The organism is Halopenitus sp. POP-27 (assembly GCF_029889855.1).
GTDB lineage: Archaea > Halobacteriota > Halobacteria > Halobacteriales > Haloferacaceae > Halopenitus > Halopenitus malekzadehii.
Genome location: NZ_JARANU010000009.1, coordinates 32,697 through 48,310, shown reverse-complemented (window position 1 = coordinate 48,310; position 15,614 = coordinate 32,697). Strand labels below are relative to the sequence as shown.

The 15,614-nt window shown below is 69.3% G+C and carries 18 protein-coding genes; 11 read left to right on the top strand and 7 right to left on the bottom strand.

The features are described 5' to 3' along the window. Window positions 1-29: 29 nt before the first annotated feature. Entirely contained in the window at window positions 30-779 is a 750-nt protein-coding gene (locus OQF70_RS07200) for a DUF2103 domain-containing protein (protein WP_280536716.1), read from the top strand. Window positions 780-845: 66 nt separating this feature from the next. Here the strand turns inward: OQF70_RS07200 and OQF70_RS07195 are convergent, their stop codons facing one another. Both OQF70_RS07195 and OQF70_RS07190 read right to left on the bottom strand, forming a co-directional pair. Beyond that, window positions 846-1,946, bottom strand: coding sequence for a pyridoxal phosphate-dependent aminotransferase (locus tag OQF70_RS07195; protein WP_280536715.1), 1,101 nt, complete (start codon window positions 1,944-1,946; stop codon window positions 846-848). A gap of 94 nt (window positions 1,947-2,040) precedes the next feature. Beyond that, on the bottom strand, window positions 2,041-2,991 hold the full coding sequence (locus OQF70_RS07190; RefSeq protein WP_280536713.1) for a calcium/sodium antiporter: 951 nt from the start codon (window positions 2,989-2,991) through the stop codon (window positions 2,041-2,043). A gap of 175 nt (window positions 2,992-3,166) precedes the next feature. Here OQF70_RS07190 and OQF70_RS07185 point away from each other — a divergent pair, with 175 nt between their 5' ends. Then, the gene (locus OQF70_RS07185; RefSeq protein ID WP_280536711.1) at window positions 3,167-4,012 is read left to right on the top strand and encodes a shikimate dehydrogenase; all 846 of its coding nucleotides are present in this window, start codon (window positions 3,167-3,169) and stop codon (window positions 4,010-4,012) included. Between the two features lie 27 nt (window positions 4,013-4,039). Here OQF70_RS07185 and OQF70_RS07180 read toward each other — a convergent pair whose 3' ends face one another. Genes OQF70_RS07180 through OQF70_RS07170 form a run of 3 tightly spaced genes read right to left on the bottom strand, consistent with a single transcriptional unit; the run spans window position 4,040 to window position 6,439 of the window. Continuing rightward, a complete protein-coding gene (locus OQF70_RS07180; protein WP_280536710.1) occupies window positions 4,040-4,939 on the bottom strand; it encodes a thiamine-phosphate synthase family protein in 900 nt (299 codons plus the stop codon). Between the two features lie 3 nt (window positions 4,940-4,942). Then, a complete protein-coding gene (gene dcd, locus OQF70_RS07175) occupies window positions 4,943-5,593 on the bottom strand; it encodes a dCTP deaminase (RefSeq protein ID WP_280536709.1) in 651 nt (216 codons plus the stop codon). A gap of 57 nt (window positions 5,594-5,650) precedes the next feature. Further along, a complete protein-coding gene (locus OQF70_RS07170) occupies window positions 5,651-6,439 on the bottom strand; it encodes a YIP1 family protein (protein WP_280536707.1) in 789 nt (262 codons plus the stop codon). Window positions 6,440-6,492: 53 nt separating this feature from the next. Between OQF70_RS07170 and pth2 the strand changes: the two genes are divergently transcribed. The 3 genes from pth2 (at window position 6,493) to OQF70_RS07155 (ending at window position 8,872) form a co-directional block, all read left to right on the top strand. Next, complete coding sequence (pth2, locus tag OQF70_RS07165; protein ID WP_280536706.1) at window positions 6,493-6,831, top strand: peptidyl-tRNA hydrolase Pth2; 339 nt, start codon at window positions 6,493-6,495, stop codon at window positions 6,829-6,831. A gap of 3 nt (window positions 6,832-6,834) precedes the next feature. Beyond that, window positions 6,835-8,337 carry a tRNA pseudouridine(13) synthase TruD gene (truD, locus tag OQF70_RS07160; RefSeq protein ID WP_280536705.1) on the top strand — a complete coding sequence of 501 codons (1,503 nt, stop codon included), beginning with the start codon at window positions 6,835-6,837 and terminating at the stop codon, window positions 8,335-8,337. Between the two features lie 76 nt (window positions 8,338-8,413). Continuing rightward, window positions 8,414-8,872: a transporter gene (locus tag OQF70_RS07155; RefSeq protein WP_280536704.1), complete on the top strand. Its 459-nt coding sequence runs from the start codon at window positions 8,414-8,416 to the stop codon at window positions 8,870-8,872. 33 nt (window positions 8,873-8,905) lie between these two features. Here the strand turns inward: OQF70_RS07155 and OQF70_RS07150 are convergent, their stop codons facing one another. Continuing rightward, on the bottom strand, window positions 8,906-9,832 hold the full coding sequence (locus OQF70_RS07150; protein ID WP_280536703.1) for a sulfide-dependent adenosine diphosphate thiazole synthase: 927 nt from the start codon (window positions 9,830-9,832) through the stop codon (window positions 8,906-8,908). 161 nt (window positions 9,833-9,993) lie between these two features. Between OQF70_RS07150 and OQF70_RS07145 the strand changes: the two genes are divergently transcribed. Further along, window positions 9,994-10,488 carry a metal-dependent hydrolase gene (locus tag OQF70_RS07145; RefSeq protein WP_280536702.1) on the top strand — a complete coding sequence of 165 codons (495 nt, stop codon included), beginning with the start codon at window positions 9,994-9,996 and terminating at the stop codon, window positions 10,486-10,488. Between the two features lie 67 nt (window positions 10,489-10,555). Here OQF70_RS07145 and OQF70_RS07140 read toward each other — a convergent pair whose 3' ends face one another. Beyond that, window positions 10,556-11,317, bottom strand: a complete 762-nt coding sequence (locus OQF70_RS07140) for a PHP-associated domain-containing protein (protein WP_280536701.1) — start codon at window positions 11,315-11,317, stop codon at window positions 10,556-10,558. Window positions 11,318-11,455: 138 nt separating this feature from the next. Here OQF70_RS07140 and OQF70_RS07135 point away from each other — a divergent pair, with 138 nt between their 5' ends. From OQF70_RS07135 to OQF70_RS07115, 5 genes are all read left to right on the top strand, one after another. Then, window positions 11,456-11,746 carry a hypothetical protein gene (locus OQF70_RS07135; protein WP_092813802.1) on the top strand — a complete coding sequence of 97 codons (291 nt, stop codon included), beginning with the start codon at window positions 11,456-11,458 and terminating at the stop codon, window positions 11,744-11,746. 95 nt (window positions 11,747-11,841) lie between these two features. Continuing rightward, a complete protein-coding gene (locus tag OQF70_RS07130; protein ID WP_280536700.1) occupies window positions 11,842-13,404 on the top strand; it encodes a D-aminoacyl-tRNA deacylase in 1,563 nt (520 codons plus the stop codon). A gap of 147 nt (window positions 13,405-13,551) precedes the next feature. After that, on the top strand, window positions 13,552-14,766 hold the full coding sequence (ftsZ, locus tag OQF70_RS07125) for a cell division protein FtsZ (protein WP_280536698.1): 1,215 nt from the start codon (window positions 13,552-13,554) through the stop codon (window positions 14,764-14,766). Window positions 14,767-14,926: 160 nt separating this feature from the next. After that, on the top strand, window positions 14,927-15,103 hold the full coding sequence (locus tag OQF70_RS07120; RefSeq protein WP_280536697.1) for a protein translocase SEC61 complex subunit gamma: 177 nt from the start codon (window positions 14,927-14,929) through the stop codon (window positions 15,101-15,103). Further along, a complete protein-coding gene (locus OQF70_RS07115) occupies window positions 15,103-15,558 on the top strand; it encodes a transcription elongation factor Spt5 (protein WP_021075180.1) in 456 nt (151 codons plus the stop codon). Before OQF70_RS07120 ends, OQF70_RS07115 begins: the two co-directional genes overlap by 1 nt. Window positions 15,559-15,614: the final 56 nt, after the last annotated feature.

Sequence of the window (15,614 nt, the reverse complement as noted above, 5' to 3'; positions counted from 1 at the left end):
TTTTACTCGCCCCGTCCCTGCGATCGGATATGGACTGTCGGCGGTGTGGCACGCCACTCGAGAAACCGGGGGACTACTGTCTCACCTGTGACACCGCCAACTGCGACGGCGTCGTCATCGAGTTCCGGCCCGACCGAGCCGAGGTGACGATGCTGGAGGAGGACGACGTCGTCGGCCGAACGTCCGTCACCACGACGCCGGAGCGCGAGGACCCCGGCGAGCGCGGCGTCGTGCAGGTCCGGAACTTCGCCGGGCGCGTCGCCGACGAGGTGCGCCGCAAGCGCCCCGAGACCGTCTACGCCGCCGGCGAGCGCGGTCCGCTTCGGGAGGCGCGAGCACAACTACATTACGAGTTCTACCGCGTCCCGAACGCGGACCGGCGCGACGGCGACGGCCTCGTCGAGTGGGTTCGGGATCGACGCGGGGAGCGCTCGCTTGCGGTCGTCGATGCCGCCCCCAGGGAGAAGATCGGCGGCACCCACTCGACGCTCATCGGCGGGCGTACCGGTCGGACGGCGATCCGCACCGTGGCCGAACACCCCCACGTCAAGAAGATCGTTCCCGGACCGATCGACGCCGGCGGGACGGGCTCGCGGACCGGCCTCCGCGCGAAGGCGACCCGCGCCGACACGAACGGGAACGTCCGGCTCCTCCTGCGTGACGGATCGAGCGTGCAGGAGAACCGCGTCGTGACGACCGCGATGGACCGGGAGACCGGCGAGCGCGTCCGGGAGGATCTGAACGAGGCGCTCGTCGAGGCCGAGCTCCGTGAGGCGTGAGGTCGGGAGCGACCGCGTGGGAGTCGGCGTCGACCGCGTCGGGCTCGGTGCCGCCCACGACCCGACTCACTCGAAGTACGCCGCCAGCCGTTCGGCCGCCTCCCGCGCTCGCGGGGTCACGAGCGCGAACCGGATCCACTCCTCGCGGGCGGTTCCGAACGTCTCGCCGGGCATCCCGGCGACCCCCGCCTCGTCGATCAGCTGCTCCACGTTCGCCATCGTTCCGGGAAAGCCATCGAACCGGGCGAGCACGTAGAACCCGCCATCCGGCGTCGTGTACTCGGCGCCGGCGGCCTCGAGGGCGTCAGTGAACGCGTCGATCCGGTCGGCAAGCAGCTCGCGGGACGCCGCGAAGTACTCCCGACCCGTCGACTGCAGCGCGTGGTGGACCGCATACTGTGAGGGCGCGGGACCGGTGACGTTGACGAGCATGTGTCGCGCGCGAAGGGAATCGGCGTGTTCGGGCGGCGTGATGGCGTAGCCGACCCGGAATCCGGTGATCGCCAACGACTTCGAGAAGCCGCCGGTGACGATCCGGTTCGGGGAGTCGATGGCGAGCGCGCTCTCGAAGCGTCCGGAGTGGTCGAACCGGTCGTAGACCTCGTCGACGACGACGAGCGCGTCGTGTCGCTCGGCGAGCCGGACCACCTCGGCGACCGCGTCGGGGTCGTAGACCGCGCCGGTCGGGTTGTTCGGCGTGTTCACCATCACGAGCGCGGTTCGGTCGCTCATCGCCTCCCGGATCGCCGCGAGGTCGATGCCACCGTCGCGGGCGGTCGGGACGAGTCGCTGGGTCCCGCCGAGCAGCTCGACCTTGCCGGGGTAGTACGGGTAGACCGGGTCGAGCAGGATCGCCTCGTCGCCGGCGTCGCGCTCGAAGGCGCGCGCCATCGCGAGGTAGTTCGCCTCGCCGGTGCCGACGGTGACGACCACCTGGTCCGGATCGACTCCTCGACGGGCGGCGATCGCCTCGCGCAGCTCGGGCAGTCCGTCGCTGGCGGGGTACTGGAACGCCGCCGGGTCGAGCCCGGCGTACTCCCGGAGCGCGTCCCGGAGTGCCTCGGGTGGCTCCCAGTCCGGGTTGCCGCTCACCATATCGATCACGTCCCGGTCCGCGGTCGCCGCGTACTGCATCACGCGGAAGAACTGCGGCTCCTCGTAGTCCATGGGTGCCGATCGTCGCGGATCCCCGTGTGTGTTTCGCGATCACTCGAGGGTAACCCCGAGGTCATTCCCCGTGGTCGCCGCCGGCAGTCACACCTCACGGGAACAGCAGGTACACGAACGCCACGTAGGCGACGAGCAGGATCGCGCCGTCGACTCGGGAGATCCACCGACCGCGAAGCATCAGAGCGACGACGAGGAGGGTGAACGCGATGAGGGCGGGGAACTCGAAGGACCGTACCCCGGCCGAGATCTCGACGGGCGTGATCACCGCGAGGACGCCGATCACGGCCAGGACGTTGTAGATGTTCGAGCCGACCACGTTGCCGACGCTGAACTCGGCCTCTCCGCGGACCGCGGAGACGGCCGAGGCGGCGAGTTCGGGCAGCGAGGTACCCAGCGCCAACACGGTGAGCCCGATGAACAGCTCGGAGAACCCGGCAGCGGCCAACAGCCCCTGCCCCCCGTCGATGAGCCAGCTGGACCCCGCGAGCAGCGCGATCAACCCACCGACGATGTAGCCGACGTCGAGGAGGGTCGGGTCCGGCATCCGGTCGCGCTCGGCTGCGGAGATGGAGGCCTGCGTTCGCTGAATACGCCGCAGGACGACCCAGGTAAACGCGACGAGCGCCGCGAGCAGGATCACTCCGTCGACCGCGTCCAGCCGTCCGTCGAGTCCGAGTCCCACGAGCAGGAGCGCGGCGAGGATCATGAACGGAACGTGGCTCTTTAACACGGTCTCGGTGACATCCAACGGCCGGATGAGCGCGGAGATCCCGAGAACGAGGCCGATGTTGGCCACGTTCGACCCGAGGATCGCGCCGAGGCCGATGTCCGTCGAGACGGTGAACGCGCCCACGAGCGTGACGAACAGCTCCGGGGTCGTCGTCGCGAACGCGACCACCGTGACGCCGACAGTCGAGGCACGTAGGCCGAACCCCAACGCGAGCTCGGCGGCACCCTTCACGAGCAGCTCGGCGCCGGCGTACAGGAGGGCGATCCCCGCTGCCAGCAGCAACACGTCGACGATCGGCGCGGCGAGTGGCACGCCCGTTCCTTCCGGCACCGGCGGCAAAACGGCGTCGGTCCGGGTCGCGGATTCGTGCCGCGCGTCCCGTTCGCGTGGTCTGGCCCGTGTCGGGCGCGTGGTCCGGCCCGTGTCGAGGCCGTGCTCGGAACCGATCGAACCACGGCTTTTTGCTCCCCCGGACGTCCGTTCCGGTATGGACGTTTACGGCCTGATCGGGAATCCGGTCGAGCACTCCCTGTCGCCGCCGATGCACGAGGCGGCCTACGCGGAGCTGGGGATCGACGCGCGATACGTCACGTTCGAGCCCGACCGCGACGCGGCGGGCCAGGCGATCGACGGCGCCGCCGCGCTCGGCGTTCGCGGGCTCAACGTCACGATCCCCTTTAAACGGGACGTCGTCGAGCACGTGCGGACCGACGACCTCGCCGAGCGAATCGGCGCGGTGAACACGATCGACTTCGGTCCGGTGGCGGACGACGACCACGAAACGGGTACCGACGCCGATCCACCTCGTCCGCGAGGCTACAACACCGACGCGGCCGGCGTGCAGCGCGCCTTCGACCATCACGACGTGGCCCTCTCGGGAACCGACGCGGTCGTGGTCGGCGCCGGCGGGGCGGGCCGTGCCGCCGCGTTCGCGCTCGCTGATGCGGGCTCGCGCGTGCACGTCGCCAACCGGACCGCCGAGCGCGCGCACTCGCTCGCGGAGGCAGTTCCGAACGCCGCCGGCGGCGGCCTCGACACGCTCGCCGACCGGATCCCGGCGGCGGACGTACTCGTCAACGCGACCAGCGTCGGGATGGAGTCGGACGAGACGCCGGTCGATCCGGATCTGCTGCACGCCGACCTCGCCGTGCTCGACGCGGTCTACTCGCCCATCGAGACGCGGCTGCTCCGGGCGGCGAACGCGGCCGGGGCGACGACGATCGACGGCGCGTGGATGCTGCTGTTTCAGGGCGTCGAGGCCTTCGAGATCTGGACCGGCCGCGACGCGCCGGTGGACGCGATGAACGACGCGCTCCGGGCCGGGTTGGAGTGAATTGACGGAGAGTGTACGTCCGGTGTCTTATAAATACTCCCGGACGATCCGCGCGGCCTCGACGGCGTCGCTCGCGAGCACGTAGACGATCGGTTCGACGCCGACCGCGCCCGTCTGGTAGATCACGACCGGTGCGTCGCCGGTCCAGCCCTCGAGGGCGTCGCGGACCGCCTCGGCGGATGGGGCCTTGGCGTCGAACTCCACGGTCGGGTACGTCTCGCCGATCTCCGCGAGGAGGTCCGGATCGTACCGGAGGTTGACCGCACCGCGGACGGGTGCGCCGGCCTTCCGCGCGGCCAGCAGGACCGTCGCGACGTGTTCGCTCACGCCGAACTCGGGGTCGCCGGGGACCATCGTGGACCCCTTGACGTCGACGAGCCGACCGGGAATCGCGGCGACGTCGTCGATGGTCTCGGCCTCGGGGAGCGCCTCCGCGACGTTGGCGCCAACGTTCGGGATGAGCGCGGCGAAGCCGGAGGCGTTCTGCAGCGTGCGGAGCCCGCGCCGAACCGACGCAACCACGCGCTCGCGCTCACGGAGGGCGTTGTCGGGATCGTGTACGGCGAACTCGACGTCCGCGTCCGCGAGCTCGGGCATCGCCTCCTCGTGGAGGTCAGCGAGCAGGTCGCCCGCCTCCAGCCGACGGATCAGGACCTCGATCTCCACGAGCGCCGCGACCCGGCTCACGTCGCCGGTGGCCAGTCCCTCCCCTACTCGGTCGACGAGCTCCTGAACGCGGTCGTCGGCGACGATTCGGGGATGGCGAGCGACCTCGCCGTGGGCGTACTTCGAGACCGCCGACTGGGAGATGCCGAGCGCCTCCGCGACCTCGTGTTGGGTCAGCCCGCGCTCGCGGAGGTCCTCGGCCAGCATCGACCGCACGGTCGGCAGGAACTCGTCGACGACGACCTCCTCGATGAAGCGCATGGCTTATCGCTCCCGGTCCACGCCGTCGGCGCCAGCGTCGGCATCGACGTCCCCCTCGTCGATCTCCGGATCGTTGTCGTCGAACTCCGGATCGCTGCCGATCCGGGAGGCTTGAGGGCCGTCCTGGTTCTGATACTTCGATCCGCGCTCCTCGCCGTAAGGGCGATCGGCGGGCGTGGTCAGCTTCGTGAAGGTAAGCTGGGAGACGCGCATTCCCGGCGAGAGCGCGACCGGCGCGGTTCCGAGGTTCGACAGCTCGAGGGTGATCTGGCCCTCGTACCCCGGATCCGCCAGCCCCGCGGTCGCGTGCACGACGATCGCGAGGCGGCCGAGCGAGGACCGCCCCTCGACGTGCGCGACGAGGTCGTCGGGGATCGCCACGCGCTCCGTGGTCGTCCCGAGGACGAAATCGCCCGGATGGAGGACGAACTCGTCGCCCTCCTCGACGAAGGTTTCCGTGACGTACTCGCTCACCTCGTCCGCGCTGGCGGGGTGGATGCAGGGGATGTTCGCGCGCTGGAACTCCAGAAACCGCTCGCCGAGCCGGAGGTCGACGCTTGCGGGTTGGACCTGCTGGTCGAGGTCGTCGATCGGCTCGATGGCGAGATCCCCCTTCTCGAGGCGGCGGAGGATGTCGACGTCCGAGAGTATCATACCGGCACCACGGATCGCCGCAACGTTAATGCTCGGAATTTCCGCGGCGGTCGGGAGTCACGCCGCGACCAGCAACGCGATCACGGCGAAGACGCCCGCCACGGTTCCGGCCGCGAGCGTCGAGACGTCGTGTCGCTCCGCGATCCCGCCCCGAAGGATCCACCACTGCCAGACGATCGTGACGACGGAGACGACGAGCAGCGGCGTCTCGATCCCGGCGAGGGCGGCGAGCAGCTCGTCCCGGAAGGCCTCCGGCGAAGCGGCCTGGATCGTCGCGTTCTCGATGGCGTAGTAGATGGCCGCGATCCCCACGACCAGCCGCAACAGCTCCGGCAGCAGGGCCCACGCCGCCACCGTGAGTGAATCCCCGATCGTCCCCGTTTCCCCTCCGGCGCCGCCGGCGACGCGAGCGCCGATGTGGATCACGCCCGCGCCCAGCACCCACCAGAGCCCGACGCCGAGGAACCCGTAGTGGAGGAACCCGGACGTCGCTTCCCGAAGCATCGACCCGAGATCGCGTTCGACCTGTGCCGGCTCCTGGCAGGCCTCGTACATCGGCGAGTCGGCGTCCGCGCCCAGCCCCTCACAGATCACGTCGTCGGGACGGTCCGGGTTGTCCACCGTGACCGTCGCGTCGATCGTCGCGTCGAAGACGACGCCGAGCGTGAGGATCCCGACGGTGAGCGCGATCGCGACGAACAGGACCACGCCGATCCCGACCGCGAGGGAGTCTCCGTACGGGGACGCGCCGAAGAACCGGCGTGGCGAGAACAGGGCGGTCCGAACCGTCGTCAGGGCGGATCGGACGCCGTCGAGCAGCGCCCGCGCGTCACGCTGGAGGGACACGGATCGCGATTCTCGAAACGCGCTTATAAAACCGTGGCCACGAACGATGGAGTATGAAACAGGCCATCGTCGCCCGGGCGGACCTCGGAATGGGCGAGGGGAAGCTGGCAGCACAGGTCGCACACGCCTCGCTGTCCGCGTACGAGGACGCGGGCCGCAAGGCGCGCAAGCGGTGGAAGGGCAGCGGACAGAAGAAGGTCGTCCTGCGGGGCGACTCCGAGAGCCAACTGTTCGAGCTCGCGGACAAGGCCGAGCGCAAGGGGCTCCCGTACGCGATCGTCCGGGATGCCGGCCACACCGAACTCGAGCCCGGAACAGTCAGCGCACTCGCGGTCGGGCCGGGCTCCGAGGAACTGGTCGACCGCGTCACCGGCGATCTCCCCCTGTACTGACCGATGCGCGAGGCACACCCCCGCGAGCGGGCGGTCGGGATCGACCAGTACGTCTCGGAGACGGACGGGATCGGCGGTCGGCTCCGCGTCTCGCCCGCGGACTTCCGCGTCCGCGAGCTCGAAGCCTTCGACGCCGAATCGCTCGGCGACGCGAACGAACCGAATGACGAGGATCCCGACCGGGGCGCGTATCCCGACCGGGGCGCGTATCCCGACCGGGGCGCGTATCCCGAGCTGGTGATCCGCGTCCGGCTAACCGAGTGGGACACGAACGACTTCGCCCGCCGGCTCACCGACGCTCTCGGGATCAGCCGCGAGCGCGTCTCCTGGGCCGGCACGAAGGACAAACATGCCGTGACGACCCAGTTGATGACCGTCCGGGACGCAGACCCGACTGCCGTCCGCGAAGTCGCCGACGGGATCGACGGCGCGTCGATCGAGGTCGTCGGCGTGGCCGGCCGGCCGATCTCCTTCGGCGACCTCGCCGGCAATGCCTTCGAGATCCGGGTTCGGGATCCGGACGTCGGCGGCGACGAGGGGCGGCGTACTGACGCCGGTGCCGCCCCCGACGATCGGGCTGCCGCGATCGCCGACGAGCTGCGCGCGTTCGCGACCGGCGCCGACGGGCCCGAGTCGGTCGATTCCGACGATCCCGCCGCCGTTCCGAACTACTTCGGCCAACAGCGGTTCGGGAGCATTCGCCCGGTCACCCACGAAGTCGGGCTGGCGATCGTCCGCGGCGAGTGGCACGAGGCGGTGCGAACCTACGTCGGGAACCCCGACGACGCCGAACCGACGGACACCCGCGAGGCGCGGGCGTTCGTCGACGAACAGTTCGCGAGCGAGTCGCCCGACTGGGAGGCTTGCCTCGACCGGATGCCGGGCCGGCTCCGGTTCGAGCGTGCGATGCTCCACCGGCTGACGGAGCCGACGCCCGAGGAATATGCCGATTCGGAAACGGCCGGCGGCCGCTGGCGGCACGCGCTCGAGGCGGTCCCCTCGAACCTCCAGCGACTGTTCGTCAACGCAGCCCAGTCGGCGCTGTTCAACCGGATCCTGAGCGAGCGTCTCGACCGTGGGATCCCCTTCCACGAGCCGGTCGCCGGCGACGTCGTCTGTTTCGCGGATGATGAGGCGCCCGCGGAGCTGTACGCGCCCGACGTCGACCGCCTCCAGCACGTCACCGAGGACCGCGTGCCGGTGTTGCGGCGCCACTGTTCCCGGCAGCGGGCGTTCGTCACCGCGCCCCTGATCGGGACCGAGACCGAACTCGCCGACGGCGAGCCCGGCGAGATCGAGCGCGAGGTGCTCGCGGAGGCCGGGATCGAGCCGGCGGACTTCTCGCTGCCCGGCGAGTTCGACTCGACCGGGACCCGCCGGGCGCTCCTCGTGACGACGGACCTGTCCGTCTCCGAGGACCTCGAGTTCGCGTTCGCGCTGCCGAGCGGGAGCTACGCGACCGTCCTGCTGCGTGAGTTCCTGAAGAGCGGTCCGGTCGACCTCTGAGGCCGACTCGAGTGCCGAGGGCGGTCCGTCGAGACGGGTGAACGGTATTTAAGGATCCGGCGATCGTACCGTGGTTATGGACCTCATTCCTGCGGCGGTGTGGACGCTCCACGTCGCCTTCGCAGCCCTGTGGACCGGCAGCGTGTTGTTCGTCTCGGCGACGGTGGTGCCCGCGGCGACCAGCGCGACGATCGGGACCGACGCGATCGCGTCGATCGTCGGCCGGTTGCAGCTGGTGACCCGGCTGTCGGCGGTCGTGCTGTTCGCGACCGGCGGCCATATGGCCGGGACGACCTACACGATCGAGCGGCTGACCGGCACCGGACGCGGCCACCTCGTGTTGACGATGCTCGTCCTCTGGTTCGTGCTCGCCGCACTGGTCGAGATCGGCTCGAAGAAACTGCTGTCGGGCGTGGCGACCGACAAACTCCGCGAGCCCGCCCGCGACGCTCGGCCACTCTTCCTGGGTGCGGCGGCGGTCTCCGTGCTCCTGCTCGTCACGGCCGGCGTGCTCGCGAGCAACGTCGTCGCGTGACGTTCGGACCGGGTTGGTGACGGTCGAACCGTCTCAGTCGTCGGCGGGCGCGGGCGCGGAGAACCCGACGTCCGCGGCGTCGACGCCGAGCTCGTCGATGGCGGCCTGGGCGGCGCGCTTGCCGGAGACCAACATCGCGCCGAAGGTCGGCCCCATCCGCGGGAGCCCGTAGGCCGTGGCGACCGACATTCCGGTGGCGATCAGGCCGTCGTGAACGACGCCGGTGTGGTCGACGACGGCGTCCTCACTCTCGGAGACCCACATCGAGTCGTGGCCGGGCGAGTCGTGGCCAGGCGCGCCGTACTGGTCGTCGCCGGTCGCGTCCATTCCCGTGTTGTGCTCCTTGGCGTGCTCGATGCCGGGCGCCTCGAAGACGCCGCGCTCGTCGAGCTTGCTGATCGCGACCGCCTCGTGGCCCGTCGCGTCGATGACGAGATCGGACTCGACCGCGATCGGGTCGACGCAGGTGATCTCGCGGGGCAGCGCGTGGACCGGCGTCCAGTTCATCACGATGCCGCCGACGCGGTGGTCGTCGCGGACGACGATGTCGGTGAACTCCGTCATGTTCTGGATCTTCGCGCCGGCGTCACAGGCCGCCTTGATCAGCCCGGAACAGGCCTCAGGCCCGTTCGAGACGTAGAGCCCGTCGGCCTCCTCGGTCGGCTCGTAGTCGACGTCGAGTTCGTCGAGGACCTCCTGGGCCGGGTCCCGGACGGTCACCTTGTTCATCAGGAAGCCGCCGAGCCAGAAGCCGCCGCCGAGGTAGTTGTTCTTCTCGACGACCATCACCTTCACGCCGCGCTCGGCCAGTTCCTTTGCGGCCATCAGCCCGGAGGGGCCGCCGCCGACGATGATCACCTCGGACTCGGTGAACTCCTGGAACTCCTCGCTCCAGGCGTTGCCGATCGCCTTGGTCACGTTCGCCTCGCTGACGTCGCTGAACGAATCGAAGTCGCTCATTACAACTAATGAATATTCACGAGTTGTATTAGTGGTTATGGTCGGTATCCGTGTCCGGGGCTCGTGGGCACTCCTCGTTGAGGGCGGGCACGGGGTGCGGAGCGTGGACCGCGGATCGCGGGGGGAAACGCTTGAGTCGGTCCGCCTTCGAGCATCCGGTGATGAACAAACGCGGTCACGTACTCAACGCGTTGTTGCTCGCCGTCGGCGTCGGATTCGTCCTCGAACCGGCCGTCGACCGCAACACGGCGATCAAGATCGCCCAGGTCACCGTCCCGATCGTCCTGGGTGCGCTGTTCCCGGACGTCGACACCGCCTTCGGGAAGCATCGAAAGACGTTGCACAGCCTCACCGTGCTCGGGATCGTGGCGGCGTACCCCATCGTCTTCGGCAACCTGCAGTACGTCTGGGTCGGCGTTCTCACGCACTATATCCTCGACCTGATCGGGAGCCGGCGCGGGATCGCACTGTTTCACCCGCTGTCGAGTTCGGAGTACTCGCTGCCGTTCGGCGTCACGACCTCGAGCGACTACGCCGACCTCGTCACCGTCGTCATCACGGCTCTGGAGATCGCCGCGTTCTGGGCGGTCCACACCTACGTCGTCGACCTGAACGTCGACGTCGCGACGGTTTCACAGGCCATCGGGATGTCGTGATCACACACCCGATCTCCCACCGGGTTTAGTACACGTCTCGTCGGGGTCAACACACGTCTCCCCGGATTTAGTACACGGCGACGTCGTCGAACCGACCCTCGTAGAAGACGCTGTGCGGATTCGTCGGGTCGTCGCCCGACAGGAAGAGCCGGTCGAGGCGCTTCCAGGTGTTCTCGTAGGCGAGATGGGCGTACTCGATCGCGCCCCGTGCGCGGTGTTCGATCCCGGCCCGGTGAACCACGCGGCGGTCGACGTCGCTTTTGAACGCCTCGACGACCGCCGCCGGCGTCTCCAGGTCCGTCTCGAAGGCGGTCCAGGCCTCGCCGACGGTGTCCCTGAGGTGGGCGTATGAGCTGCCGAACGCCGGCAGATCGAGGTCACGAGCCACCCGGCGAGCCCGCCGGTTCTGGTGGGGCAACAGTTTCGCGTTGTATCCCCCGACCGCGTCGATCCGGTCGCGATGGGCGTCCAGCTCCGGTCGGGTGAGCGAGACGGTCGCGAACGTCGGGTGGGGAACGAGGATCGCCGCGTCCTGACGCTCCAGCTCCGCCATCGCTCCCTCGAAGGTGATGAAGTCCGGGATCGGCTCGGAGAGTCCGAGCGCGAGGAGGTGTCGGCGGTTCCGCCAGTCGCCGGTGAAGACCTCTCGAGCGGGGACGACGAGCAGTTCGTCGTCGGAGAACCGATCGGCACGCTCGCGGATCGTCGGCAGCCGCTCGAAGTGTGGCGCGTAGACGATCGCGTCGAGCCCGCGTTCCTTCGCGCGCTCGACGACGGTCTCGTCGAGTACCTTCACGTGGGCGTCGATCCGGGTCCCGGTGTGTGGCACGTTCGGGATGTCGGCGTCGTCCAGCAAATGCGTGTCGTTCCCCGACGACGGTGTCCGTGGTGACGGCTCAGCGTCCGTGGTGACGGCTCAGCGTCCGCGGGGAAAACCGTTAATGCGACTCGGTCCGTCGCTTCGGGTATGCCCGGCTGGACGTGTGGGATCAGCGGATGTCGCGCCGCCTTCGAGGACGTCGAGTCGGCGATCGTTCACCAGACGACCGAGCACCAGCGCCACGAGTGTAAGGTGTGTGGCACCGTCATTCCGGACGGTTACTTCGCGATCCGTCATGCCTTCGACGAGCACACCCGCGCCGAGTACGTCCGCGCGTACGACGCCGACTCCGAGGACGTCCGCGAGCGCGAGCAGATCAAGGAGACGGTCGAGTCGACCGCCGACCTCCAGTCGGTCGTCGACCGGATCAACGGGTGATCCGACCCGACTTTGGGATCGATCGGTGATCCGAGCTGACGCCTCGTCGTCCGCGATCGACGCCTATTCAATCGCGCCCCGTCGACCATTAGTCAGTGATCGCGATCGTCGTCAGCCGCGCGGACCGCGCGTCCGAACACATCGGCGACCGGCTTCTTGAACTCGATGACTGGGACGCCTGCGTGGACGAGTCACGTCCCGACGCCGATGGCGGTGGGACCGTTTACCGCCGTCCGGGCGCGGAGCTGCGAACGTTCGAGGACCTCCACATCCACCTCGACGACCCGACGCCCGCCTTCGGAAGCGTCACCTCGGCCGTCGAGGCGGTGGACGGCTCGACGACCGCCCTTCCCGAGGATCGTGAGCCCGGCCTCCTTGCCGACCGCGAGCCCGAACTGCTCGTCTTCGTCTCCAGGCACGCCGGCGAGACGGGGCCCCTGTTGACTGCCCACTTCACCGGAAACTTCGGGCCCGCAGAGTACGGCGGGGACGACGGGGCGCTCGCACGCGCTGCCCCGGCGGCCCAGAAGCGGCTGGTCGCCGGGTTCACCGAGCACGCCCCGGCCGACTACGACGTCGGGATCGAGTGCACCCATCACGGTCCCAGCGAGACCGCCGTTCCCTCGCTGTTCGCGGAGCTCGGGTCGGACGACGAGCAGTGGGATGACCCCGCGGGTGCCCGGGCCGTCGCCCGCGCCGTCTCGGATCTGATCGACGAGCACGTTGCCGGTTCCGACGGCCACGCCGCCGGTTCTGACGACCACACCGCCGGTTCGACCGGGGACGCCGCCCCCTCCGCCCCGGCCGATCTCGTCGGTGACGACGGGACACCCAGACACGCCGTCGGATTCGGCGGCGGCCACTACGCGCCGCGGTTCACCCGGATCGTCGAGGAGACGGCGTGGGGCGTCGGCCACATCGGCTCGGACTGGCAGCTGGCTGAGCTGGGATCCCCCGCCGAGCACGCCGACGTCGTCGAGCGCGCCTTCACGGCGAGTGCCGCCGAGTACGCCGTCATCGAGGGCGACCATCCGACCCTCCGTGAGACGATCGACGACCTCGGGTATCGCGTCGTCGGCGAGACGTGGGTCCGGGAGGTCGGCGACAGACCGCTCGCGCTCGTCGAGCGCCTCGAGGAGGCGATCGCGCCCGTCGCGGACGGGCTGCGGTTCGGCGACGTCGTCCCGGAATCGCCCGAGTCGGTCACGGTTCGGGAGCTTCCTGCGGACCTGATATCGCGGGCGCAGGGGATCGACCACGAGACGACTCGGGCGGCCGTCGAGCGACACACCGTCGCCTTCGAGACGGAAGAGTCGGGAACGCGAGCCACTGGGCGGGCGGCGTTTGCGACCGATGGTGCCGACGCCGACGCCGCCGATAACGCCGACGACGGTGACAACGACGCCGCCGATGGATACGACGCCCTCGTTCGGGCACTCGCCGACGTCCTTCGGGAGCGATTCGACGAGGTGACGCTCACTGCGGACGCGGTCGTCGCCAGCGAGGCGGCGTTCGATCCGGAGCTGGCGGCCGAGCACGGCGTCCCCGAGGGGCCGAAGTTCGGTCGACTCACTGCGGGTGACGCCGTCGAGGTCGACGGGCGGACCGTGGCGCCCGAGGACGTGACGCGTGATCGGGACGTTCGCTTCCGACGGTGACGTCGTTCGCCCTCGGCGGTGACACACGACGACGCTCGTTCCCCGGTCCGTTCCCGTCGAACCGCCGAAAACTCGCGGATCAGCGTCTGACGGGAGTCTGACGAATGGGGAAAGGTAATTAACCTCGCTGCATAACCCTTCGCCAAGATGGACTCTATCGTTGAGGACGCGATCGACGAGGCCGAGGAGTCCGGATCCGCTGGGTCCGGCGAGATCGGCGAGGCGGACGCGAGCGGGGGATCGAGCGCCGGCGGCGGCTCGAACGCCGGCGGAACGCCACAGACCGGAATGATGACCGACGACGAGCTGCAGGACGTCCTCCAGGACCTGCAGACGAACATCACCGTGGTCGGCTGCGGCGGCGCGGGCGGCAACACGGTCAACCGGATGACCGAGGAGGGGATCCACGGCGCCAAGCTCGTGGCGGCCAACACCGACGTCCAGCACCTCGTCAACATCGAGGCGGACACGAAGATCCTGATGGGCCAACAGAAGACCCAGGGCCGCGGCGCCGGGTCGCTCCCGCAGGTGGGCGAGGAGGCCGCCATCGAGTCCCAAGAGGAGATCTACGACGCCATCGAGGGCTCGGATATGGTCTTCGTCACCGCCGGCCTCGGCGGCGGGACCGGGACCGGCTCGGCGCCGGTCGTCGCAAAGGCCGCCCGCGAGTCGGGCGCGCTCACGATCGCGATCGTCACCACGCCCTTCACCGCCGAGGGCGAGGTCCGCCGAACCAACGCCGAAGCGGGTCTCGAGCGCCTCCGCGACGTCGCCGACACCGTCATCGTCGTCCCCAACGACCGGCTGCTCGACGCCGTCGGCAAGCTCCCCGTCCGCCAGGCGTTCAAGGTCTCCGACGAGGTCCTGATGCGCTCGGTGAAGGGGATCACGGAGCTCATCACCAAACCCGGCCTCGTCAACCTCGACTTCGCCGACGTCCGGACCGTGATGGAGAAGGGCGGCGTCGCGATGATCGGCCTCGGCGAGTCCGACTCCGACTCGAAGGCGCAGGACTCCGTGAAATCGGCCCTGCGGTCGCCGCTGCTCGACGTCGACATCTCCGGCGCCAACTCCGCGCTCGTCAACGTCACCGGCGGCTCCGACATGAGCATCGAGGAGGCCGAGGGCGTCGTCGAGGAGATCTACGACCGGATCGACCCCGACGCGCGGATCATCTGGGGGACCTCGGTCGACGAGGAGATCGACGGCCAGATGCGGACGATGATCGTCGTCACCGGCGTCGAGTCGCCCCAGATCTACGGCCGGAACGGCGAGGAGGCGCCCCAGCCGCAGGGCGTCGACGGGCCTGCCGAAGGCGACACCGTCGAGGATCCGACCGACGACATCGACTACGTCGAGTAGTCGTCAGTCCGACGCTCGCACCTCGTTCTGACGCTCGCACCTCGTTCTGACGCCGTCGAACCCTCCCCGAGATCGCCAGACACGACGGCCCGTCTCCGCGTTTCCGGCCGGGGGACACATCACAAGGTAAAAAACGCCCCATCGTGTACGGTCTTCCAATATGGACGTTCCCTACGACCTCAACAGTTACATTCGGGTGCTGAAGCTGGCAAGTACCCCCTCCTCCGAGGAGTTCCTGCAGGTGTCGAAGATCGCCGGCGCCGGCATCATCCTCATCGGATTCCTCGGCTTCCTGATCTACATGATCATGAGCCTGCTGCCGGGGGTCGGCGTCTGATGTCGTCGATCTTCGCGGTCAAGACGACCGCGAGCCAGGAGCGGACGGTCGCGGACATGCTCGCCGAAAAGGAGATGCCGGAGATCCACGCGGTCCTCGCGCCCGACCAGCTCACGAGCTACGTGATGGTCGAGGCCGACGACGGCAGCGTCTTCGCCCGCGTCCTCGACGAGATCCCGCACGCTCGCGGCGTCATCTCCGGCTCCGACGGCCCCGCCGAGAGCGGCTTCTCGGAGGTCGAACACTTCCTCTCGCCGACCCCCGACGTCGAGGGGATCGCCGAGGGCGACATCGTCGAGCTCATCGCCGGCCCGTTCAAGGGCGAGAAGGCGCGCGTCCAGCGGATCGACGAGGGGAAAGACCAGGTCACCGTCGAGCTCTACGAGGCAACCGTCCCCATTCCGGTGACGGTCCGGGGCGACCAGATCCGCGTGCTCGACAGCGACGAACGGTAGCAACCGGTCGTTCACGCGACGAGGGACGCGAGAGCGCTCGAACGGAACCGCCCACG